Source organism: Arthrobacter methylotrophus, from assembly GCF_039539965.1.
GTDB classification, from domain to species: domain Bacteria; phylum Actinomycetota; class Actinomycetes; order Actinomycetales; family Micrococcaceae; genus Arthrobacter; species Arthrobacter methylotrophus.
Map to the genome: position 1 here is coordinate 399,757 of NZ_BAABED010000001.1, position 22,073 is coordinate 421,829.

At 61.7% G+C, this 22,073-nt stretch carries 23 protein-coding genes; 20 read left to right on the forward strand and 3 right to left on the reverse strand.

Going from position 1 to position 22,073, the window contains the following annotated elements; translation table 11 throughout:
• Nucleotides 1-11: 11 nt before the first annotated feature.
• The 3 genes from ABD884_RS02020 (at nt 12) to ABD884_RS02030 (ending at nt 3,515) form a co-directional block, all read left to right on the forward strand.
• On the forward strand, nt 12-779 hold the full coding sequence (locus ABD884_RS02020) for an IclR family transcriptional regulator (RefSeq protein WP_345035124.1): 768 nt from the start codon (nt 12-14) through the stop codon (nt 777-779).
• A gap of 54 nt (nt 780-833) precedes the next feature.
• On the forward strand, nt 834-2,090 hold the full coding sequence (locus tag ABD884_RS02025) for an N-carbamyl-l-glutamate amidohydrolase ErtE (RefSeq protein ID WP_345035129.1): 1,257 nt from the start codon (nt 834-836) through the stop codon (nt 2,088-2,090).
• A 78-nt stretch (nt 2,091-2,168) separates the two neighbouring features.
• A complete protein-coding gene (locus ABD884_RS02030) occupies nt 2,169-3,515 on the forward strand; it encodes an MFS transporter (RefSeq protein WP_345035134.1) in 1,347 nt (448 codons plus the stop codon).
• Nucleotides 3,516-3,945: 430 nt separating this feature from the next.
• Here the strand turns inward: ABD884_RS02030 and ABD884_RS02035 are convergent, their stop codons facing one another.
• Nucleotides 3,946-4,131 (reverse strand): hypothetical protein, encoded by a 186-nt coding sequence (locus ABD884_RS02035; protein ID WP_345035136.1) that lies wholly within the window; start codon nt 4,129-4,131, stop codon nt 3,946-3,948.
• Between the two features lie 12 nt (nt 4,132-4,143).
• Here ABD884_RS02035 and ABD884_RS02040 point away from each other — a divergent pair, with 12 nt between their 5' ends.
• From ABD884_RS02040 to ABD884_RS02065, 6 genes are all read left to right on the forward strand, one after another.
• A complete protein-coding gene (locus ABD884_RS02040) occupies nt 4,144-4,356 on the forward strand; it encodes a hypothetical protein (RefSeq protein WP_345035139.1) in 213 nt (70 codons plus the stop codon).
• Nucleotides 4,357-4,576: 220 nt separating this feature from the next.
• The gene (locus tag ABD884_RS02045) at nt 4,577-5,197 is read left to right on the forward strand and encodes a signal peptidase I (protein ID WP_345035143.1); all 621 of its coding nucleotides are present in this window, start codon (nt 4,577-4,579) and stop codon (nt 5,195-5,197) included.
• Between the two features lie 37 nt (nt 5,198-5,234).
• Complete coding sequence (locus tag ABD884_RS02050) at nt 5,235-5,909, forward strand: TasA family protein (protein ID WP_345035151.1); 675 nt, start codon at nt 5,235-5,237, stop codon at nt 5,907-5,909.
• 12 nt (nt 5,910-5,921) lie between these two features.
• Nucleotides 5,922-6,524, forward strand: coding sequence for a hypothetical protein (locus tag ABD884_RS02055; RefSeq protein WP_345035155.1), 603 nt, complete (start codon nt 5,922-5,924; stop codon nt 6,522-6,524).
• A 58-nt stretch (nt 6,525-6,582) separates the two neighbouring features.
• On the forward strand, nt 6,583-6,987 hold the full coding sequence (locus ABD884_RS02060) for an Hpt domain-containing protein (RefSeq protein ID WP_345035161.1): 405 nt from the start codon (nt 6,583-6,585) through the stop codon (nt 6,985-6,987).
• Between the two features lie 204 nt (nt 6,988-7,191).
• Complete coding sequence (locus tag ABD884_RS02065; RefSeq protein WP_345035166.1) at nt 7,192-9,903, forward strand: PEP/pyruvate-binding domain-containing protein; 2,712 nt, start codon at nt 7,192-7,194, stop codon at nt 9,901-9,903.
• Nucleotides 9,904-10,055: 152 nt separating this feature from the next.
• On the opposite strand, the gene ABD884_RS02070 is transcribed toward ABD884_RS02065, so the two are convergent.
• Nucleotides 10,056-10,271, reverse strand: a complete 216-nt coding sequence (locus ABD884_RS02070) for a hypothetical protein (protein WP_345035169.1) — start codon at nt 10,269-10,271, stop codon at nt 10,056-10,058.
• 619 nt (nt 10,272-10,890) lie between these two features.
• On the opposite strand from ABD884_RS02070, the gene ABD884_RS02075 reads away from it, so the two are divergent.
• The 9 genes from ABD884_RS02075 to ABD884_RS02115 all read left to right on the forward strand — a co-directional run bounded on the left by ABD884_RS02075 (nt 10,891) and on the right by ABD884_RS02115 (nt 18,561).
• Nucleotides 10,891-11,118, forward strand: coding sequence for a Flp family type IVb pilin (locus ABD884_RS02075; protein WP_345035171.1), 228 nt, complete (start codon nt 10,891-10,893; stop codon nt 11,116-11,118).
• A gap of 121 nt (nt 11,119-11,239) precedes the next feature.
• Entirely contained in the window at nt 11,240-11,614 is a 375-nt protein-coding gene (locus ABD884_RS02080; protein WP_345035174.1) for a TadE/TadG family type IV pilus assembly protein, read from the forward strand.
• Entirely contained in the window at nt 11,602-12,630 is a 1,029-nt protein-coding gene (locus ABD884_RS02085; RefSeq protein ID WP_345035177.1) for a pilus assembly protein TadG-related protein, read from the forward strand. Before ABD884_RS02080 ends, ABD884_RS02085 begins: the two co-directional genes overlap by 13 nt.
• 18 nt (nt 12,631-12,648) lie before the next feature.
• Complete coding sequence (gene cpaB, locus ABD884_RS02090) at nt 12,649-13,419, forward strand: Flp pilus assembly protein CpaB (RefSeq protein WP_345035183.1); 771 nt, start codon at nt 12,649-12,651, stop codon at nt 13,417-13,419.
• Nucleotides 13,419-14,612, forward strand: a complete 1,194-nt coding sequence (locus ABD884_RS02095; RefSeq protein ID WP_345035188.1) for a CpaE/TadZ family protein — start codon at nt 13,419-13,421, stop codon at nt 14,610-14,612. The genes cpaB and ABD884_RS02095 overlap by 1 nt, the downstream gene beginning before the upstream one ends.
• Nucleotides 14,613-16,148 carry a TadA family conjugal transfer-associated ATPase gene (locus ABD884_RS02100; protein ID WP_345035192.1) on the forward strand — a complete coding sequence of 512 codons (1,536 nt, stop codon included), beginning with the start codon at nt 14,613-14,615 and terminating at the stop codon, nt 16,146-16,148.
• A gap of 7 nt (nt 16,149-16,155) precedes the next feature.
• Nucleotides 16,156-17,088: a type II secretion system F family protein gene (locus tag ABD884_RS02105; protein ID WP_028265300.1), complete on the forward strand. Its 933-nt coding sequence runs from the start codon at nt 16,156-16,158 to the stop codon at nt 17,086-17,088.
• Nucleotides 17,089-17,094: 6 nt separating this feature from the next.
• Nucleotides 17,095-17,979: a type II secretion system F family protein gene (locus ABD884_RS02110; RefSeq protein WP_345035200.1), complete on the forward strand. Its 885-nt coding sequence runs from the start codon at nt 17,095-17,097 to the stop codon at nt 17,977-17,979.
• 126 nt (nt 17,980-18,105) lie between these two features.
• Nucleotides 18,106-18,561, forward strand: a complete 456-nt coding sequence (locus ABD884_RS02115) for an Hpt domain-containing protein (protein WP_345035209.1) — start codon at nt 18,106-18,108, stop codon at nt 18,559-18,561.
• Nucleotides 18,562-18,584: 23 nt separating this feature from the next.
• On the opposite strand, the gene ABD884_RS02120 is transcribed toward ABD884_RS02115, so the two are convergent.
• Nucleotides 18,585-19,403, reverse strand: coding sequence for a response regulator transcription factor (locus ABD884_RS02120; protein ID WP_345054386.1), 819 nt, complete (start codon nt 19,401-19,403; stop codon nt 18,585-18,587).
• Nucleotides 19,404-19,621: 218 nt separating this feature from the next.
• Here ABD884_RS02120 and ABD884_RS02125 point away from each other — a divergent pair, with 218 nt between their 5' ends.
• Nucleotides 19,622-21,307 carry a sensor histidine kinase gene (locus ABD884_RS02125; protein ID WP_345035213.1) on the forward strand — a complete coding sequence of 562 codons (1,686 nt, stop codon included), beginning with the start codon at nt 19,622-19,624 and terminating at the stop codon, nt 21,305-21,307.
• Nucleotides 21,308-21,549: 242 nt separating this feature from the next.
• On the forward strand, nt 21,550-21,948 hold the full coding sequence (locus tag ABD884_RS02130) for a hypothetical protein (protein WP_345035217.1): 399 nt from the start codon (nt 21,550-21,552) through the stop codon (nt 21,946-21,948).
• The last annotated feature ends 125 nt before the right edge of the window (nt 21,949-22,073 follow it).

Below are 22,073 nucleotides of genomic sequence, written 5' to 3' on the forward strand. Positions count from 1 at the left end.
AAGGTGAGTCAATGAGTCTCAGCTCCCTGCAGCGTGGCTTGGAAATACTCTCCGAAGTGACCCGGTCGGGCCCCATGCGTGTGGACGACATCGCTTCCGCTTTGGACATACCTGTGTCGACGGCCTACCGCTACGTGAAGCTGCTCAAGGAATCCGATTTTCTCTACGATATTGACGGCGTTTACTCTGCCGGCCTGAGGATTTCCAGCCGGGATGAACAAACCCAAAAGCAGCACATCGTGGAGATGGCAGCATCGACCATGACGAGATTGCGGCAGCTTACGAACGAGACAGTCATCCTCACCGTCCGGGTGCAGGCGGCCGCCCTGTGTCTGGAACGGCTGCCAGCAGGCCGAACCAGCATGCTGTCCTTCTACCGGGGATCGGTCCGTCCGCTGTATGCAGGGGCAAGTGCCACCGCACTGCTTGCGTATGCCCCTCCGGACGTCATTGCATCCGTGCGTACGGGCTCCATGCGCAGATTCACCGCCCTGACGCCTTCGTCGGAGCGTCTGGGGCAGATCCTGCCGACTATCCGGTCCAACGGCTATGCGGTCAGCGAAGGGGAAGTTGATCCCTTCATGGTGGGGGTGGCTGCTCCGGTGTTTCGCCACGGACACTGCATTTGCGCCCTGTCAGTGGCCGGTCGCCAGAGCTCCATCCAGGGACAAAGGCTCGATGACGTCGTGGAGCAGGTGCGCTCAGCCGCGGCCGAGTTGGGCCCAAGGCTGGAATCCGATGCCGGCAGCGGTGCCTGGATGACCGAAGAAGGCTGGTAACCCGGTCGATCGCCCAACCGGCCCTGCAACTTACTGAACAGAATTGGAAGAGAAATGACACAACCCAAGATCGACGTTTTGGTGCCGGACAGTGACCGGATGTGGGCCGATATCATGGAGCTCTCCTCCATCGTCGATGACCGAAGCCCGGGCTGGTCCCGAGAGGTTTTTTCCGAGCCTTACAAGGCCTCCCGTGACTGGACGCTGCAGCGGATGCGCGACGCCGGGCTGGAGGCCTCCATCGATGCCGCAGGCAACATAGTCGGCCGCCTCGCAGGGAAGAACCCGAATGCCCCGGCGATCATGACCGGTTCACACACCGACACCGTCCATTCCGGTGGCCGCTTCGACGGCATTGTCGGAGTCATGGGCGCCATTGAGGCTGCCCGCATGCTTCAAGAGTCGGGTACCCGGCTCACCAGCGACCTTATCGTCGTGGACTTCCTGGGCGAGGAAGCCAATCCCTTTGGTGTCAGCTGCATCGGATCCAGGGCGATCGCGGGTGTGTTGGACCCGACGCATCTCGAACGGCAAGATGCCGACGGTGTTTCCATGGCGGCGGCAATGGCCAAATTCGGGCTCGACCCGGCTGCCGCCGTCGCCATGGCCTGGAAACCGAGCGACGTGAAGTCCTACATAGAACTCCACGTCGAACAGGGGCCCATGCTTGAGAACGCCGGGACCGAGATCGGCGTCGTTACGTCGATCGCCGGCATCGAGCGGCTCATGGCCGTGTTTACCGGCCGGGCAGACCACGCGGGTACCACTCCCATGGACCAGCGCGCAGACGCCCTCATCGCCGCTGCCGAAGCGATCCTCACGGTCGAACGTGTCGGCTGCGGAGCGCCGATCCACGGCGTCACCACCACGGGCAAAATTGCCACGGGCCAAGGCGCCTTCAACGTCGTTCCCGATTCGTCCACGATCTGGGCTGAAATCCGGAGCATCGATCCAAGCTGGCTGAGCGGCGCACGACGCCGGATCGCCGACCAAATTGCCGAAGACGCGGCCAAACGCGGCGTGGAAGTGGCCATAGACCTGCTCAACGACCAAGACCCTGTCCCCGCATCCCAGTCGATGCAGGACACCGTTGCCCGGGCCGCCGATTCACTGGGGCTCAGCTGGGCGGCGGTGCCCAGCGGCGCCGGCCACGACGCTGCCCACATGGCTCATCTTGGCTCCATGGGCATGATCTTCATCCCCTCCAGGGGCGGCCGAAGCCACTGCCCGGACGAATGGACAGACAAGGAGCACCTTGGCTCAGGCGTACAGGTTCTCACCTCGACTTTGATCAATCTCGACCAGGCGTAGCCAAGACCGGCGCACTTGCGGGCGCCATTGGCGAGTCTCCCACATCCCGCCAGCGGCCTATCCAAGAAAGTAACCCCCATGACAACAATTCCATCTGCGACGATGAAGTCGAAGGATCAAGAACAAGCTAGCAAGCGCCGCGGCGCACTCCGCGGAGGCATTTTCGGCTACTACGTCGACCAGTTCGATATCTTCCTGCCGATCATTACGCTGGCACCCGCGATGAGCTACTTCAATGGAGCCGGCACATCTGCGGAGAACGTTGCGCTTTTCAGCTCGCTGATCTTCATCTCGACCCTCGTTGCCCGCCCCCTGGGCGCTGCAATTTTCGGGCACTTCGCCGATAAGACGGGCCGTCGGCTGACCACGCTGATCGCCATTGGCGGATTCGGTGTGGCCACCCTGCTGATGGCGCTGCTCCCTGGCTTCCAGACGATGGGCCACTTTGGTTTGTGGGCACTGATCGTCCTTCGCTTCATCGGAGGCTTCTTCCTGGGCGGTGAGTATTCCGTAGCGATACCGCTGGCTATGGAATGGGCCGCGAAGGAGCGTCGCGGCCCCCTCAGCGGCATGATCACGTCCATGGCATCAATCGCCAACGTGACCCTCGCGCTGCTCACCTTCGGCCTCCTGTCGTTCATCCCGGCAGCTGGTCCCGATTCCCCGTACGCGGTGTGGGGCTGGCGCATCCCGTTCATCGGCGGAGCAATCCTTGCCTTCGCCTTGTTCCTGTACTACCGGAACAACGTCCACGACACCCCCGGCTTCGAAACCGCGGAAAAGGCCGAGAACCCCTTCAAGGTGCTCTTCAAGGGTGTTCACCGCCGAAGCCTCATCCAGATCTTCATCCTGATGACAGGGATGTGGATCCTAAGCAATTTGAGCAACGCGGTGCTGACAGGCAGACTCAAATCCGACGCGCATATTCCTGACCAGACCGTCAGCCTCATCATGTCCATCGCACCACTGATCACGGCCGGCTGTTTCATCGCTTCCGGTTTCATCTCGCAGAAGATCGGCCGACGCACGTTCTACCGCTGGTACGCCCTGTTGATCACCCTCGTTGCCCCGGCGATGTATGTCCTTGCCATGACAGTGGGCAACAGCAACATCATGCTGACCGCAGTGCTGGCGGTCCTGGTGCAGGTGACCAGTCTGTGTGTCTTCGCCCCGGTGGGTGCCTACCTGAGCGAACGGTTCCCATCCAGCATCCGGGCTAGCGGCTACGGTGTCGGCTACAGCCTGGCAGTCATCCTGCCGGCGTTCTACGAGTTCTACATCAAAGGCCTGGGGAACATCATGCCGGACAGGTTCGCCGTGGCCTCCCTGATCTGCCTCGCGGGCGTGCTCGTATGGATCGGTGCCACGATGGGGCCGGAAACCAAGGACGTCAACCTGGCAGATGACGCAAGCTTCACTGTCTGACTTCACCACTCCATTGCCGCTGAGGACGGGCTGCGGGTTTCCGCAGCCCGTCCTCAGCCGTCGCTTCTGCATGACATCGTGGACCGCCGCCTGACCTGGGGAGGGACTACGAGGAGCGTCGCCTGTGGCCGGATTCGATGTCTCGACAAAAGAACGTTGTGGGAGCACGCTGGGACATAGATCACTCGCCTTCACATGGAGCGGCTTTGCCGTGTCCTTTCGGTTCCGTTATGGGGGGCGCTTTGCCCGCGGAACCGGACGCTATCCCTGCGAGCAAGGGAGATTCTGCATGGCCCCAATGTCGCGGCGCCGCACCATATGCGGGGGATGGGCAGCAGCTGCGAGCTGAGGTTCATAGGGAAGTTCAAGGAAACCGAGTCATCGTCAAACGACGCCATGGTCTCCGGCGCCTCAAAATTTCCAGGCTGGATTACAGCCGGTCAGCACAGATTTCCCAAGGAATGAGTCGGTTCCGAGTCGTCGGACCAGGCCAGCCAGGGAATGTCCTTCCTGCCGAAGAACCCGGGACCAGTCCGATGACCACACTGTCATTGCCGGGACCGATGACGGCGTAGCCATGGTCATGCGCTTCATCGAGCCGAAAGTCGTTATCCACGTGGGCGAAAGCGTGAGCTTCGTAAACAATGGCATGGCCGCTCCGCAGACAGTGACCTTCGGCGACGAACCCGCCAACTTCTTCCCGCCGCTCGGTGATCCACAGAACTACACGGGCGGGCAGCTCAATTCCGGCTTCATGACCCCGAACACCACCTTCACCGTGACATTTACGAAGGCAGGGTCTACGACTACATCTGCGCCCTGCACGATTACATGGGAATGATCGGCAAGGTCGTCGTAAAGGACTAAAGCCCTGTTTTGGCGGCCAACCAACGCGTGCCAGCTTTAGCTTTGGATTTCCCAAAGTTTTGCTCAAGATTCGGCTAAATCCGGAAGAAAATTCCTCGGCAAACATTAGTTGTATCTTTAAGTTTTCTTAATGCCGGGCCAGCAAAGTAGATCTTGTTCCGCTACACGGTCTCAAACGAAACGGAAACGTCCCCATGGACAGCTCTCTTAGCTCTGGCACGGGTCCCCGCCTGGGGGCGAGGACCCGCCAACGTATCTCCGCACGCCGGGTGCTCCGCATGATCGCGACGACGGCCGCGACGCTCGCGGCAATGGCCTTCCTTGCGGTCGGTGTCGTAGCCCCGCTGCTGCACATCGGATTCTCCCCGGTCCTGACTGGCAGCATGCGCCCGGCCTACGCTCCCGGGGACCTGCTCATTACGGCACCGGCCGACGTGAGCAGCCTCCGTCCGGGCCAGATCGCCGTCTTTACGCCTCCGGGTGAAAGCGTCCCGTTCGCCCACCGCATCACCGCTATTGCCGGCACCTCGTCTAAACCGATCCTCACCACCAAGGGCGATGCCAACCCGGCCCCTGACCACTGGCAGGCTGTCCTGGACCAGACTCAGGTGCCGGTGGTCGTCGCCGTCGTTCCCTCGGTAGGAAGCGCCCTGCTGTGGATCGAAAGTCCGCTCCAACGGGCCCTCCTAACGGCCTTGTTCGGCCTGACGGTCACCGGATCCGCTGTCTGGTGGATCCTCCGAAGCAGCCCTGCCTCATCGGAACGCCACACATCGGGCCACTCCGGCCGCCGTCGTGCCGTCCACGCTCTTTAAAAACCCATCCCGCACCACCTCTCATAAAGGATCTGCCATGTCTGAAATCAAAGCCCACCGCGCCGCCCGCTCCACCCGCCGCCCCACCCCGGCCGTGTTCGCCGCCTGCGCCGTGGCAGCTGCCGGCCTGGCAATCACCGGCGGCGGCGTGTTCGCAGCCCTGAACGCCACCGCCTCCAACACCACCGCCCAGAACGCTACTTCCGGCACCCTGAGCCTGACCATGGCAAACAACGGAGCCGGGTTCGGCCAGTCGGTCTCCAACCTGGCTCCCGGCGACATCGTGAACCGCTACGTCAACCTCACGCAGGGCGACACCATGGACGCCAAGGCCCTGACCCTGGCGGTCGCAGACGGCACCCCGAGCAAGCTCACCACCGACGCCACCAAGGGACTCCACGTCACCGTCACCCAGTGCTCCGGCACCTGGACCACCACCGGTGCCGGCGCCTGCACCGGAACCGGTGCCACCACCACCGTGCTGGCGACGGGCGTGCCCCTCAGCTCCCTCACAGCGACGCCCTCCACGCTGATCGCCGGCACGGTCGCAGCAAGTTCCACCCTGAACCTCCAGATCTCCCTGGCCCTGCCGGACCAGAACGAAACCACGGTCAACGGAGTCCTTCCCGCCAGCCCCATCCAGGGCCTGGCCTCGGCGCTGACCTGGACCTTCGGCGAAACCCAGCGCACCTCCACGGTCGTCGGAAGCTAAGAACGAGTGAACGTGCACCACTACACCAGCAGGGCTGCTGCCGCCATCGCGGCCGCGGTCCTGCTGGCGTGCACGTCTACACCAGCCCAGGGCGCCACCATAGCCACCACCTCCACCGGGTCGCAGCAGGCCGTGGGCAGCGGTAAGTGGGGAGCCGTCGTAACGCCGGACTCTGCCGCTACCTACGCCCCCAGCCCCGTCCCACTGAAACTTACATTCCGGAACTACGGCCACCCCTCGAGCCCTTCGTTCACACCCCAGTTCTTCACGGTCGGGAACACGGGAAACCTGCCCATCACGGCGGCAAGCTACGTCACCAGTACGGTGGCCCAGGCCAGCGTGAGATTCATTGTTGAATCCTGCAGCATCGGATGGGACGAACCCAGCGGAACGTGCCCGGGAGGAACAGTGGAGCAGGTCCTGGCAACAAAATTCGGCCCCGACTCCGAAACCACCCCCGGCCCCGCCCCGGCAACCCCCGGAACAGGCCTCAGACTTCGAGCCAGGGTCGAAACCAACGGAAATGTGACCCCCAACAACTACGATCCGGCCCTCACCATCAGCACCAACGTCGACCGCACCCAGGTCCGGACCGCGACAAACAACGGGAGCTGACGCTTACAAGCACCCACCACCACGTCAACTGGACACGAACTTCGAACTGGAACAGACCATGGCAGCCACACCACGGCGGGAAGACTTCCAGCCCGACGCCCTGCTCGACCTCGCAGACCAGCTGCAATGCACCACCATTCCCAGGCGATACGCACTGACCTTCCTGGACATGCTCCAGATGCGGGTAGAACGCATCCTCTCCGCCACCGTCAGCAATGACACCGAGGACGCCATGGACGCCGTCCTCAGCCTCAAAGTCAACGCCCACATGGTCGGTGCACGCTCGATAGCGGAAACCTGCAACGGCCTTGAACAAAACATCCTTGACGGCGACATGCCAGTGGCAGCACGTAATGCGCGGACCCTTCGCGGCAACATCGGCACCCTCAAAACCGCCATGCACGATTTTCTCTCGTATGCGCTGAAGGAATCCGCGAGCAAGGTTAGTGCACCAGGCTGCTGAGGAGTCCGAATTCTTTACGTGTGCGCTGCGCCGGGAAACCGATGGACGAGTTCATCCGCATCCTCCAAGCCTGCGAACAGGCCGCCGTCGAACGCACGCTGGATGCGAAGTAGGCAGCCATCGCCTCCCGAGGAGAGGCGTGACAGTATGTTGTGAAACGGCCTCGATGAAGGCACCGCATCTCCACAGCGAGGAGCGTCGGTCATGAGCTACGTCTACAACTTCGGCGACGTGCAACCGGGCGACATCGCCGTAGCCGGCGGCAAAGGCGCTGGACTGGGCAACCTTGTCCGGGCCGGGCTGCCTGTGCCACCGGGATTTGTACTGACCACTGCCGCCTATGGGGCTTTCGTGGATGCCAACGGGATCCAGCCGCGGATCCAGGAGCTGGCGACCCTCTCGCCGCAGGCGGCACCGCAGGACTACGAGGACGCCTCGAACGCAATCCGGGCACTGTTCACCGCCGGCACCATGCCGCCAGACGTCGCGGCCGAGCTCGGCGCCGCCTACGGTCGCCTAGGCGACACCGCCGTCGCGGTCCGTTCCTCCGCGACGGCCGAGGACCTCGCCTCGGCCAGCTTCGCCGGGCAACAGGAGAGCTACCTTAATGTCCGCGGGGCGGAAGCGCTGGCTGCGGCCGTCATCGATTGCTGGTCTTCCTTGTGGACGGGGCGCGCCTTGGCCTACCGGGCGCGTGAAGGCATCGCGCCGGATTCGGTGCGTCTCGCCGTCGTGATCCAACAGATGGTCGAGGCCGAAGCCGCCGGGGTCATGTTCACCGCCAATCCGGCCAACGGGCGCCGCGACCAGACGGTGATCAGTGCGGCATGGGGCCTCGGGGAGTCGGTGGTCAGCGGAACCGTCACCACGGATGATCTGGTTGTCGAAGCAGGAACCGGCCGTGTGCTCTCGCGTCGCACCGCGGACAAGGCGGTCATGACCGTCTACGCGAGCCAGGGGACTGCGAGCCAAAGGACCGCGATCGAGGGTACCGCGCTCGGGGGAACCGTGGAGCAGCCGGTGCCCGCGGCCCTTCGTCACCAGCCGGTGCTGGACGATGCTGCTGCCGCCGAACTTGCCAGTTACGGAACACGTATTTCGCAGTACTTCAAGGCGCCGCAGGACATCGAGTGGGCGCGGTCCGGCCGCGAATTTTTCATGCTCCAATCCCGGCCCATCACCGCACTGCCCGAACCCTCGGCTGACCCACCGGAGACGTGGCCGGTGCCTTACCCGAAGGGAATGTACTTCCGCGCGAGCATCGTGGAACAGTTGCCGGACCCGCTCTCCCCGCTGTTCGCCGATCTCATTGACGGCTCGGTGACGAGGTCGCTGAAGGCCCTGATGGCAGAAGCCGTCGGCAGCAAAGTCATCCGGGAGAGCGACGTCGGACTTCCCACCATCAACGGCTATGCCTACTACTATTACCGAACCTCGGGAATGTGGCGGGTGATGGGCAAATTGCCAACTGCCCTTAACGCGCTGGCCCGAGGCAAGGCGCACATGGGCCTGAGTGGTTGGCGGGAATTCTCCCACCCCCGCTATGCGCGGATTGTCCAGGGCTGGTCGGCGAGGTCCGTTTCGCGGCTCTCCGGCCAGGAATTGTTGGAGGGCGTCCGGACGTTGTTGGACGCCGGCACCGTGTACTACACGGCGGTGCAGTCGGTCATTCCGATCGCGGCCACCAGCGAAATCTCTTTCCGTGCCTATTACGACAAACTCATCCGACGCGCGGGCGATCCTCCGGCCGAAACGTTCCTCCTCGGCTTCGACAGCGAACCCATCCGGGCGGAAAAGTCCTTGTACGACCTCGCAGCCTGGGTCCGCGCATTACCGGAGTTAGCTGCTGCGATCCTCAATGAGCCGACGCCGGCGCTCGCCGAGTCCCAGCGCAACGGGTCCACGCCTGGCTTCGTGGACCCGGCGCTTTGGCAGCAATGGCATTCCCGGTTCCAGGACCACCTCGACCGTTTCGGCCACGCGGTCTATAACCTGGATTTCGTCTGCCCTGTGCCGGCCGACGATCCATCGGCGCAGCTGGAACAGGTGAAGTTCTACCTGCGAGGACAGGGCAATGATCCGTACGAGCGACAGCGGCTCGCGGCCGCTCGGCGGAAGGAGCAAACAGATCGAGTGGCCACCCGTCTCGGGCGGAGGCGCAAGGCGGTGTTCCTCCGGCTGCTCCGGTGGGCGCAGAACGCGGCGCCTGTTCGCGAAGACGCCCTGTCCGACGTCGGACTGGCCTGGCCGCTGATACGGCGGATGCTGCTGGAACTCGGGCAGCGGCTGGTGCACTCGGGGGTGATCGCCGCGCCCGCCGACGTATTCTGGTTGCGCCATCAGGAGCTGCAGAGCGCCGTCGAGTTCGGTCTCGCCGAGCCAGACGCTCCCGAAGCGCCGGGCGCCCCTGCGCCGGTGGCAATCACCGGGACCGAGCGTCCTGTCCGCGCCGACGTCGTCAACGAGCGCAAGATGCTGTGGCGAGGCCAGGCCAAAGCCGCGGCTCCTCAAATGTTGCCCGAAAGCCGGTGGATGAAGCGAACCTTCGAATCGATGATGCCAGCGGGTTCCCCGGACCAGCAGGGCGACGTCATCAAGGGAGTCGGCGCCAGCGCGGGCCGCGCCAGCGCTCCTGCCCGTGTCCTGAGCGGGCCGCAGGACTTCGCGCAGATGGCGCCCGGAGAGGTGCTGGTGGCCCGGATCACCACTCCGGCGTGGACTTCGCTGTTCGCGATGGCGTCCGCCGTGGTCACCGACGTCGGCGGTCCGTTGAGCCACAGCTCCATCGTGGCCCGCGAATACGGAATTCCCGCCGTGCTCGGCACCGGGGTTGCCACCCAGCGGCTCAAGAGCGGCCAACTGATCACGGTCGACGGCGACGCCGGCACGGTGACCCCCGACCACTCGGCCGGCTAACCTCCCGCCCCCGACGCTCGCTCACCTTTGGGGCGTTTCCCGAGGACGCTCGATCACTTGAGGTGAGCGAGGGGTGAAATGTCAATCTCATTTGAGCCCGCCTTCAAGCGAGTCGACGGATGGATCGCGGCTTGATTTGAGTCGTCTGTCCTCTAGTTCTTATGCCGATTTCTCCGGCCGGGGAACCAGGGTTTCGGTGGCAGGAAGAACCAGAACACTGAAATCACCGCGAGCATCACTAGCCCGAAGAGTGAAGGCTTTGGCGTTGCATCGTTAGTGGCCCAGAACAGGAGCCATTGAGCGGACCACAAGCCACCCGTGAACGCGAGGTAAAGGTAGGCCCTGCCTGCAGATGTGCTTGGTGTCATGAGACGTGATTTCTGTGGCGTTAGTTTCCTCCTTGTGCTGGTAGGTTACCGGCAAGCGTTTTCAGAGCGACGGACGGGGGAAATCGGGGCTGGCCCCCAGAAGTGAGGTCTCGACTCTTTGGGCCTGCGAAAACGCCAGGATGTCACCTTTGAATCGCGTTCGGCGTGGCCCCCAGACGCTCGCTCACTAGAGGTGAGCGAGCGTTCCGTGTGTAGCCGCGAAAGCTGAGGGAGCGTCGCGTTCCGTTTGGAGCAGGGGTGGGGGGTTAGTTAGTGCCCGACGGCGGGAGGCTCGTTGCGCTGGAGTGTCCCCTCTGAATGAAGCTCGCCGCCGCCGACGCTCGCTCACCTTTGGGGCGTTTCCCGCGGACGCTCGATCACTTGAGGTGAGTGAACGTTCCGTGTTTTGCCGTCATAGGTGAGCGAGCGTCGTTTTCGGTCGGGGGCAGGCGGGCTGGAACCGCAGGATTTCCCAAGCTTTGGCCTAAGAAATGCGCAGGATCGCGAGTCTTCCCACAGGATGTCCCAAGGATTGCGCCGTGGGGAGTTGGGCGTTGCTAGCTTGCTTGTGAGCTGGTGCTGGACCAGCCCACATCCTCAACTCGCTCAGGAGTTTCACATGTTTGCTTTCTTCTCCAACGCCGCATCGCGAATCCGTCGTGACGAAAAGGGCGCCACCGCCGTCGAATACGGCATCATGGTTGCCCTCATCGCCGTCGTCATCATCGTCGCCGTCACTGCCCTCGGTGGGACCGTCAAGGACACGTTCACCCAGGTCCAGTGTTCGGTGTCCGGCAAAACCACCTACGCCGCAGGAGCGACTGCCGGCACTGGCGCCTGCCCCTAGCAGTCGCGCCCCACGGTGCCCCCAGGAAGGGGCACATCAAGCAAATTCGGAGTGGCGGCGGCAATTAGGCGGCCGCCACTCCGCTTGTTTCGGACTATCCGTTCCTTGGAAAGGCAACTGTATGCCGAGGGTATCTGAACGGGGCGCCGTGGCGGTCGAGTTCGCCATCCTGGCGCCGCTCCTGGTGATGCTGCTCCTGGGCATCATGGAGTTCGGCAGGGCTTACAACGTTCAGGTGTCGCTCTCGAACGCAGCACGCGAAGGGGTCCGGGTGATGGCAATTTCGAATAACCAAACGGCGGCCAAAACAGCGGCAAAGAATGCCGCGGTTTCACTGAACCCAGGACTGGCCGACTCGAACTTCACTTTCAGCCCCGCCACATGTACCTCGGGGGCACAGATGACCGTCACTATCAAGTACACCCTCAGCACCCTCACGGGAATGGCCGGTCCATTCCCCATGCAAGGAGTCGGGGTGATGGTATGCAGCGGATGATGGCCCGGGAGGACGGCGAACGCGGGGCCATCGCTGTCCTGGTTGCGCTCTCGCTGGTCCTGTTGCTCGGCTTCGCCGCGCTCGCCGTGGACGTCGGAATGCTGTACTCGGAAAAAGCTCAAGTGCAGAACGGGTCCGACGCCGCGGCCCTCGCTGTGGCGCAGAAGTGTGCCGCGAACACGAGTGACCCGAATTGCTCCACCACGTCCCAGATCGCCACCGACCTGGCCAACAAAAACTCGAACGACGGCGTGGGCAACATCAAGTCGATCAGCCTGGACCTTTCCAACCGGAAAGTGACCGTCACTGCCGGATCCCGGCAGGCGGGTGGCGCCCCCAACGCAGTTTCGCTCTTCTTCGCTCGCGTGCTGGGTGTTAGTACGGGAAACGCTGTGACCACATCGAGTGTCCAGTGGGGGAGCCCAACAGCCGGTACCGCTCCTTTCCCCCTGGCGTTCTCCATCTGCCAGGTGCGGGGGTACATTGGCGGCGCCGCGCAGCTCCTTCAGAATCACGGCTCCGGCGCCAACCCCAGCTGCAATTACGGCCCCTCAGGTGCGGCCGTAGACGGAGGATTCGGCTGGATCACACAGGATGCCGGCGCCTGCGGTGGCACGATCAATCTCGCCGTCAGCGAAGGGGGGAGCACCCCAGGCAACAGCTCGCCGGGTAACTGCGCAACCACCCTTCAGAAGTGGGCCGACACCATAACCGCTGGGCGCGACGTCGTCGTCCTGCTTCCGGTCTTCGACGCCGTCACCGGCACGGGAAGCGGCGCTATTTACCACCTGGTGTCCTTCGCTGCATTCAAAGTGACGGGGTGGAAGTTCAGCGGCAACAACAGTCTTCCGGATAGCTTCCATAACACCAATTCCGATGTCTCCAAGGCTCTTGTCTGTACGGGAAACTGCCGCGGAATCATCGGGAGTTTCATCAAATACGTCTCGCTGGCGTCCGGCTACTCGCTGGGGCCGGTAGACGCCAATGGGACCACCATTGTTCGCTTCACCAACTAGATTCATCGGGAGCACTAAGTGAAGTCACGCTTGTTGGCCGGATCGTTAGCAGCAGTGCTGGCGATCGTCGGGGTGATTCTCGTCTTCTCCTATGCCCAAGGCGCGGATCAACGGGCGGTTCAAAACCTGGCTCCGGTTGACGTTTTGGTCGTTAAAACGGCGATTCCTGCCGGTACTCCGGTGGAAGCCATGAAGGATTCCGTGGTCTCGCAGCAGCTGCCGGGAACGGCTGTCCCAAAAACCGCGCTGCACACGTTGGCGGACTCGCCAGGCAAGGTGGCCGCCGTCGACCTTGTCCCGGGCGAGACGCTGGTGGCCGAACGCTTAGTAGCCCCCGACGCCCTAAAGACTTCGGGCGACGTCAAGGTGCCCGCAGGGCTTCAGGAGGTCTCGTTTCAACTGGAACCGCAGCGGGTGGTCGGGGGACGGCTGGTTCCTGGTGACCACATTGGAATATTCATCTCGATGGGCACCGGTGGAATCGAGGCGAAACCGGACAAGCAAACTACCGAGTTGGCGATCCACAAGGTGCTTGTGACCGCGGTCCAGCGTGCGCCCCAAGCCGGTGCGAGCGCGCAGCCGACGCCGAATCCCAGTTCCGGTGCGGCGGCTGATCCCAACGCCAGTGCACTTCCCACTGGATCCCTCCTGCTGACCGTTGCCGTCAACGATGTGGACGCCTCCAAGATCGTTTTCGCGTCGGAGTACGAGAAGATCTGGCTCAGCAAAGAACCGTTGGATGCCAAAGACAGTGGCCCCACCGTCATGCAGCAGAGTGGGGTATACTGATGAGCCGCTTTGTCTTGATCACCCCCAGTACCGACTTTGACTTACGGTTGCGTCAAGCCGTTGCCGGGGGCCTGCCCGGAAGCGTGCAGACCTTTTTCACGAGCATCTTGCCGGCTGATCCGGCCGAGCTGTTTGGCGCCCTTGACCAGGAACAACTCGAGGTCCTGATCCTGGGACCCGACGTGCCCGTTGATGACGCCCTGCGCCTCGCCAGGGTTTTCGATGTGCAGTTGCCGGAGCTGAGCGTCCTCCTTGTGAGTGAGCTGGACCCCGAATTCGTCCTCCAAGCCATGCGTTCCGGAATTCGAGACATCATGAGCCCGGCCGCGGACCTGGCCCAGATCCGGGTCATGCTTGAGCGCGCATGCCAGTCTTTCGCTAGCCGTCAGCGCACCATGGAATCTCAGCAACCAGACTCCCGGAAGGGCTTGGTGATCGGTGTCTTCTCTCCCAAAGGTGGGGTGGGCAAGACGACAATTGCCACGAACATTGCCGTGGGGCTGGGCAAGATCGCGCCGATGGGCGTCGTGATCGTCGATCTGGACTTACAGTTCGGCGACGTCGCGTCCGGGCTCTACCTCAATCCGGAACACACTGTTACTGACGCCGTCACGCCGTCGGCCAGCCAGGATTCCCTGGTGCTCAAGGCCTTTCTCACGGTTCACCCGGCAAGTATCTACGCTTTGTGCGCGCCGAATGACCCCGTAGAAGCTGACGAGATCTCGCCGGAACAGGTGCGCCGCTTGCTCGAACAGCTTGCCGAACAGTTCCAGTATGTGGTGGTGGACACCGCCCCCGGACTACCTGAAATCGGGCTCGCAGCCCTCGAACAATGCTCGGACGCTGTTTGGGTGACGGGCATGGACGTTCCCAGCGTCCGGGGCCTGCGCTCTGGACTGGACATCCTCCGCCGGCTGAACCTGTTGCCGGAAACCCGGCATGTGGTGCTCAACATGGCTGATTCAAAGTCCGGTTTGTCGGTCCAGGATGTCGAGTCGACTGTCGGCGCACCCGTGGATGTGAGCATCCCCCGGTCTAAGGCCGTTGCGTTCTCCACCAACAGGGGAATTCCCGTGCTTCAGGAGGCTGTGAAGGATCCGGCTGTCAAGGGACTCAAGCAACTGGTGGAACGCTTCAACCCTGCGTGGCGTGCTACGGCCCAGCGCAAACTTCACAGGAGGGTGGTGGTGTAGATGAAGCTGTCTGAACGCTTGCGCGCTGCCGAGGGTAAGATCCACGCATCCACCGGCACAAATGTCCATGCTTCGGTACAAAGCGAGCCGGAACCGGGCATGCCCCACGCATCGAAACCGACATTTGCCGAGTCCACGAAAGTGCCTGGGCCGAATCCCGCCGGGAAAGTCGCCGGGGCCGTACCCCATATCTCAGTCAAGCTGTCCGACCATCCGGACTCTCCCAAGGCGAAGGCGCCGCAACCGGTGGACGCCTTCGCTGCGCTCAAGGGTCGCGCCGCAACCGCATTGTTTGAACGCCTGGGAACCAGGTTCAACGACTCGAGCGTGAGCGAACACGAGTTGGGGACAACAGCGCGGGAGGAACTCACTCGGATCATCGACGCTGAGCAGGTCCCCCTATCCGCCGATGAGCGCAGCCGGCTCGTAGCGGACGTGGCAGACGACGTCCTTGGTTATGGTCCGCTCCAACGCCTGCTGGACGATCCGGACGTCACGGAAATCATGGTCAACAGGATGGACCAGATCTACGTCGAAAGGAAAGGCAAGCTGATCCTCACGGATTCCGGATTCAGTTCGGAGGACCATCTCCGGAGGGTCATTGAACGCATCGTTTCGAAGGTGGGACGCCGGATCGACGAATCGTCCCCGCTCGTTGACGCACGCCTTGAAGACGGTTCGCGAGTCAACGCCGTGATCCCGCCTCTTGCGGTTGGGGGATCATCGCTGACCATCCGAAAATTCAGCAAAGTGCCATTGACCATTAGGAACCTGATCGATTTCGGCACGCTCACGCCCGAGATGGCCGAACTCCTCAATGCTTGCGTCAAGGCGAAACTGAACATCATTGTTTCCGGAGGTACCGGAACCGGCAAGACCACCCTGCTGAATGTTCTTTCGTCGTTCATCCCGGAGGACAACCGCATCGTCACCATCGAGGACGCGGTCGAACTTCAGATCCAGCAACAACATGTGGTCAGGCTGGAGAGCAGGCCCCCGAACACAGAGGGGAAGGGCCAAGTGACCATCAGGGAGTTGCTCCGGAACTCCCTCCGTATGCGTCCGGACAGGATCGTCGTCGGCGAGGTCCGTGGCGGAGAGTCTCTCGACATGCTGCAGGCCATGAACACAGGCCACGACGGCTCCCTCTCAACGGTCCACTCAAATTCCCCTCGTGACGCCGTCGCCCGCTTGGAAACCCTGGTGCTCATGGCGGGCATGGACTTGCCGTTGCGCGCTATCCGGGAGCAAATTGCGTCCGCAGTGAATCTGATCATCCAAATTTCCCGTTTGCGGGACGGGACGCGCCGCATCACGCATGTGACTGAGGTCCAAGGCATGGAAGGCGATATTGTCACCCTCCAAGACGCCTTCGTTTTCGACTACTCGGCCGGCGTTGATAGTCATGGGAAGTTTCTTGGCAGGCCAGTGCCAACGGGTATCCGTCCGCGGTTCATCGACCGCTTCGACGATCTGGGCATTCGAGTCTCTCCCGAGGTCTTCGCCGCACCCCTGGCAATGACAGCAAAGGCGTGAGCGAACCATGATGCTGTTGACTGGAATGGGTTTGATGCTTTCAGCCATCCTGCTCCTTGGGATGGCCGTGATCTTGCCGAAAACCCCCGAGGTTCCGCTGGATCGCCGGCGGCCCTACCAGGTGAATTCGGGGTCCCAGCTGACCCGCTTTGCAGGTTCGGCCGCCGACGTCCTCCACAGGTTTCTGACGAGGCGCAACGTTCAGTTTTTCAACCGTGAAGAACTGGAAAACGCCGGTCTGCGCATGAGCCAAGCGGACTTCTTTATCCTCATGATCGCCGGCGCATTCGTGGGTGCGTTGATCGGACTCGTCGTCGGCGGGCCCGTCGTCGCCATCTTGTTCTTCATTCCGGCGCCCATCGTCGCGCGGCTGATCACCCGGTTCCTGTCCGGGAAACGACGGGCGAAGTTTGACGATCAGCTCGGTGACACCCTCCAACTATTGTCCGGCGGCCTGCGTGCTGGCCACAGCATCCTTCGTGCCATCGACGCCGCAGCCACCGAGTCACCCAGCCCGACGTCCGAGGAAATGCGCAGGATCATCACAGAGACAAGCCTGGGCCGTGACCTGCAGGACTCGCTTAACGACGCCGCGGAACGGATGCGGAGCGAGGATTTTGTCTGGATAGCCCAAGCTATCCAAATCAACCGTGAGGTGGGCGGAAACCTTGCAGAGGTGCTGGACCAAGTGAACGAAACCATACGCGAACGCAGCGAGATCAAGGGACACATCAAGTCCCTTGCAGCCGAGGGAAAGTTCTCGGGATACATCCTGATGGCGCTTCCCTTCGGCATCGTGACCATGCTGATGCTTGTCAATCCGGGGTACATGAACGTGATGTTTACCCATCCCCTTGGTTGGGGAATGATCGTGGCGTCCGTCATCCTCATGACTATTGGCGGTCTCTGGATGCGCAAGATCATCGACTTGAAGTTCTGAGGCGACATGAATCCCCTTTTCCTCCTTGCCCTGCTGCTGGTTCCTTTGCCTATCGCCTATCTCGCATGGTCCATTCTGTCGGTTGACCGCAAGGGGCAAAGCGTCGTGAGGGAGCTCTTGGCGCGAGGTGAAAGCGTTGCCGGGGAAGGGCCAAAGAAGCGGGGTGGCGCACTCGATGTCATCGGCTATCGACTCACCCCTGGAAGCTACGTGCAGAAGCTGGACAGGCTGATCTCCCTGGCGGGCCGTCCGCCGTCGCTCCCTTTGGGGCGCGTCCTCGCAGCCAAGCCGGCCCTGGGATTGTGCGGTGCGCTTTTTGGCTTTTTAATTAGTGCCAACAGTTCAAGCGGGATCATCAAACTCGTCGGGATATTTGTTGTATTACTTGGCTATTTTATTCCGGATCTGCTGCTTTACAGCAAAGGGCAGGAGCGTCAAAAAGCCATGCAATTGGAACTCGCAAACACCATGGACCAAATGCTGATATCTGTAGAAGCAGGGCTTGGTTTTGAAGGGGCAATGGCACGCGCCGGAGAAAACGGGAAAGGCCCTCTCGCCGAGGAGTTGGTGCGGACGCTGCAGGACATGCAGGTAGGACGTAGCCGGCGCGATTCCTACCTTGCACTGGCCGAACGCACCAACGTTCCTGAGCTCCGGAGCTTCGTCCAGGCTGTGATCCAAGCCGACGCGTACGGTATTGCCATCAGCCGGGTCCTCAGGGTCCAAGCGAAGGTGATGCGGGTGAAGCGCCGCCAACGTGCCGAAGAGAAGGCTATGAAGCTTCCGGTGATGGTTCTCTTCCCGCTTCTGCTCTTCATCTTCCCAGTGCTGTTCATCGCCATTCTGGGTCCGGCCGTCATCAACACCATAGCCAGCTTCAGCGGAGGCTGAGCGCAACATAGCATTCCTCAATTTAAGCGATCTGGGACAAAAGAAGATAAATCAAGAAATGCCTAAGATTTCCTTAAGATAAGCATAAGTTCGGTCTTTCCGGAATTCAGAAAGTAGCATTGGGCTATGTTCAGTTCAGGATCCAGCGAAGTCAACGAGGACGCAGGCCCCCATCATAGGGGTTCGGCCAGCGCCCCCGACGGGCTGTGTGCGGCCCGGCTTGCTGAGCAACCGATACTAGACCTCGCGGAATTCCAGCTTCTGGAAGATCAAGTGGACAATCCACAAATTGCACGAAGCTTTGCGGGCGATTTCGCAAAGCTATGGGGGACGCGGTACGAAATTCTGGCAGCCGCCGTCGGACGCGGTGATGTCTCCGGGGCATTGGATGCGATCCTCAGCCTGAGGACATCCTCTGCCATGGTGGGCGGTGTCCGCCTTGCGCTCCTCGCGGGTCAGCTGGAGGAACACATACGGAATGGTGGATTGCGCGAAGCCCAGCCCCTCCTCAGTGACGTGGCTGACTGCGGCTACGCCACGGTCCAAGAACTAAAGGACAGTTACGTACTCCGGAACGATTGACGCTCCAGGCCGGGCTCGAACACCTAAGCCAGTCTTTTCGGAGCCAGCCGGTAACCGACCCCTCGGACCGTCTGCAGGAAGCGCGGCGATTGTGGATCTTCACGGAGCTTTCGGCGAAGGTTGCCGATATGAGTCTCAACAGCCCGCTCGTCGGCTTCGCTGATGTACGCATTGTCGTCGTAGTAGTCGCCTCGGGCAGCCCGGACAAGGTCTGCCTTGCTCCGTACCTCCCCTTGAGAGCGGAGTATATCGAACAGCAAATCGAATTCGCTTCGGGTCAACGTCAGGGGCAAACCTTGAAGCGTGGCCATGCGTGATTTGTAGTTCAGGGCCAAGCCATTGTGCTTCATCACGGCTTGCTCGGATTCGTGCGGGCGGGCGGAATCGCCCCGGCCAGAGCCAACGCCAAGCGAACCAACACCAACCGAACCAATCCCGAGACCCTCGGGGTGCGAAGCAAAGCCGTCGGTCGTGCGCGGCCTTCGCATCATCGCGGTGACCCGCGCCCTCAATTTACGCGGTAAGAACGGCTTTTTAATGTAGTCGTCCGCCCCGGTGAGGAAGGCCGTCAAAGTGTCCGGCTCATCGCGCCTGGCAGTCAGCATCACCACATAGGCGTCGCTGAATTGCCGAATTCGACGCAGGACCTCGTGGCCATCCATATCTGGAAGACCAACGTCCAGCGTTACCACTGCGGCGCGTTTATCCCGTACCACTTCCACGCCTTCACGTCCGGTTGCGGCGGAGTGCACCACAAATCCGGCTTCCTTGAGGATGGCGTCAACCAAATTTCGTACGTCTTCGTCATCCTCAATGACTACAGCTACCCCAGGCTCGCCCATTGTCATCCTTGAGTCGGTACCCACCGCCGCACAGCCCAGCGCAATGCGGTAAATGTCACCGAAAGCTACGATACAAGCATTGAAGGCATCTGGCATCTAATATGTGGATTATGCGTCGCTCCGCACGTTCGTGTCGATCTGCGGAGTCGGCGTATTCGGTGATCTTGGGGGTATCGCTGCAATAATTTGTCCGCGAATCTCCAACGAAGGGTCTCGACTTGAGTGAGCAGCCTTTATTTCGCAAGGCCGCCCGATTTTTCAGGAAACTTCAGCCGCGAGTCCGGTTGGCCATTTGTGAATTGCCGGTGACGCTCATCGTCGCGGTCGTGGTGATCGCAGCCCCTGCTTTTTGGCCAGGGTTAATCCAGAATTGGTTGTTTTTAACTGGAGTCTTCCTTCACGGAATCCTTTTCCTGGCTTGCCTGCTGATTCCGTGGGAGCGCCTGCCTCCGAGCCTCAGCCTGACGATCCCCATTCTGGATCTGGTTGCATTGTGCTTCACGCGAAACGGCGCTTTCAACGTCATGCCGGGCCTGAACACCTTGGCCATCTTTCCCGTGATCTGGCTGTCGGCCTCGGGCATGCTCTCCAGGACAAGTCTGATCCTGAGTTTTGCGGGCCCTTTCTTTATCGCGCTTCCACCCGTTCTTGCGCGTTTGCCGTATCCGCCCGCTTCGGATCTTTCCTCGCTGGTGCTTTTGCCAATGATGATGTTTGCGGTAGGGGTCTCAATCCGCATGGCAGGATCCAATGCCCAACTGCTGCAAGAGCGGGTAAAGCGCCGGGATTACGCATTGCGCCAATTGCTTGCCGCCAGCCGACAGAGGGAAACGCTGCTCAAGACCATCCTGGACACGATCGACGTCGGAATTGTCGCCGTCGATTCGAAGGGTGAAACCCTTCTGGTCAACAACCAACAAAGAGCATTCCTGCGCTTGGCCACGCCGTCGGAAGGCTCTCCGGATCCAGCACACCATGAGCAGCTTGTTTTCGGACTGGACCGCCAGACGCCGCTTCCCCCGGAAAAGAGCCCTGTTCGAAGGGCGACTCGAGGGGAGACGTTCTCCGACTACCTCGTGTGGTTCGGTTCAGGCGCCGAGCAGCGGGCTATTTCTACTGCCGCCCGAGGGATGAAGAACAACATCGACGACCGGTTTGGCGGCGCGGTGATCGTTTTCAGGGACGTAACTGACGTGGTTGAGGCGTTAGCGGCCAAGGATGAACTGGTGGCGAACGTTTCGCATGAGTTCGGGTCTCCGCTGACGTCGATCTTGGGCAATCTGGACCTCGTGCTTCGAAATGCCGAGGAGCTATCCCCGGGACCGAGGCGTTTCGTGGAAATCGCTCAACGCAATGCCGGGCGGCTCCGCGCCCTGGTGGAAGACCTGCTGTTGTCCGCCGCCGCCGTCGAGGTTGTACATCTGCGGCGCACGGACTTGGCGGGATTGATCGAGAATAGCTTGGTGTCCGCCCAGGCGCAGGCCAACGCCGCCAATGTTGGCTTGGTGGCGGAGGTGGCGGCGCCGCTGTGGGCGGATGCTGATCCTTTGAGGCTGGGGCAGGCCCTGGACAATCTGGTGTCCAACGCCATTAAGTATTCGCCCGGTGGTGGCCTCGTGAGCGTTCGGGCGGCGCGCAATGACAGCTGGGTCCGGCTTGAAGTGCAGGATACGGGCATGGGCATGACCGCGGACGAGGCGGCCAGGATCTTCACCCGCTTCTTCCGTACGGATGCTGCCCGGCAGGCCGCAATTCCAGGCGTCGGCCTCGGCCTGTCCATCACTAAGTCCATTGTGGAGCGCCATGGGGGGAGCATCACCTGTTTCAGCCGGCCAGGCGGCGGAAGCACCTTTGTGGTGGCGCTGCCCGCCGGGGCGCCCCCGGAGTACGCCACCGCAGGTTGAGCGGCTTTCTCCTGGGGACGGCACCTGAAGGGGCCGGTTAGCTGAGCACCGTCCAAGTAGCAAGTAGTCGGCCGCGGAAAATTCGAGTACCGACTACTCGTGACCCGTTCCGGAGGCAGCGGATTGAATGGGACTCAGCCGGTCTCACGGCGTCGTTTCTGGTCTCTGGGGGTTGTTCGTATGCGCGGTTTCTGCAATATCCTTACGCCCGTTCCGTCTCTTGCCTTGACGGAGGTTGTCCGTTGAGCGCGGGAATGGAGTCAGCTGCCTTTTTCGCAAGCTCGTTGCCCGGGCTGATCCTGATGGATCTGGGTCAGACAGTGGTGGTGGTATGCGTGTGTTTCGACATGGTCCGTGCGCTGTCCGTGCCGCGATCCCATCGGCGCTACGTGGCTAACAGCATCTTCAGGACCCTGGCGGTGCCGTCGATTCTCGTCATGGGCGTCAGCGTGCTGGCTAAAGCGATCCTCTGGTCTTGGGCGGACGTGGCCATGGGTGTTTTCGTGATGGTGATGATCATCTTCCGCTGGCATCAGGACAACGACGAGGACAGCTGGTGGAAGGGCAAGGGCAAGAAGCTGGCCCGCTGGGCGCGGAAGCAGCTTGCGCCCCGACCCGCCTTGGCGCCAGTGCTCGGCTAAGCGAGCTGCCGCACGCTGTCCCACGACGCTCGCTCACCTTTGGGGTGTTTCCCGCGGACGCTCGCTCACTTGAGGTGAGCGAGCGTTTCGTCTTTTGCCGCGATAGGTGAGCGAGCGTTTCGTCT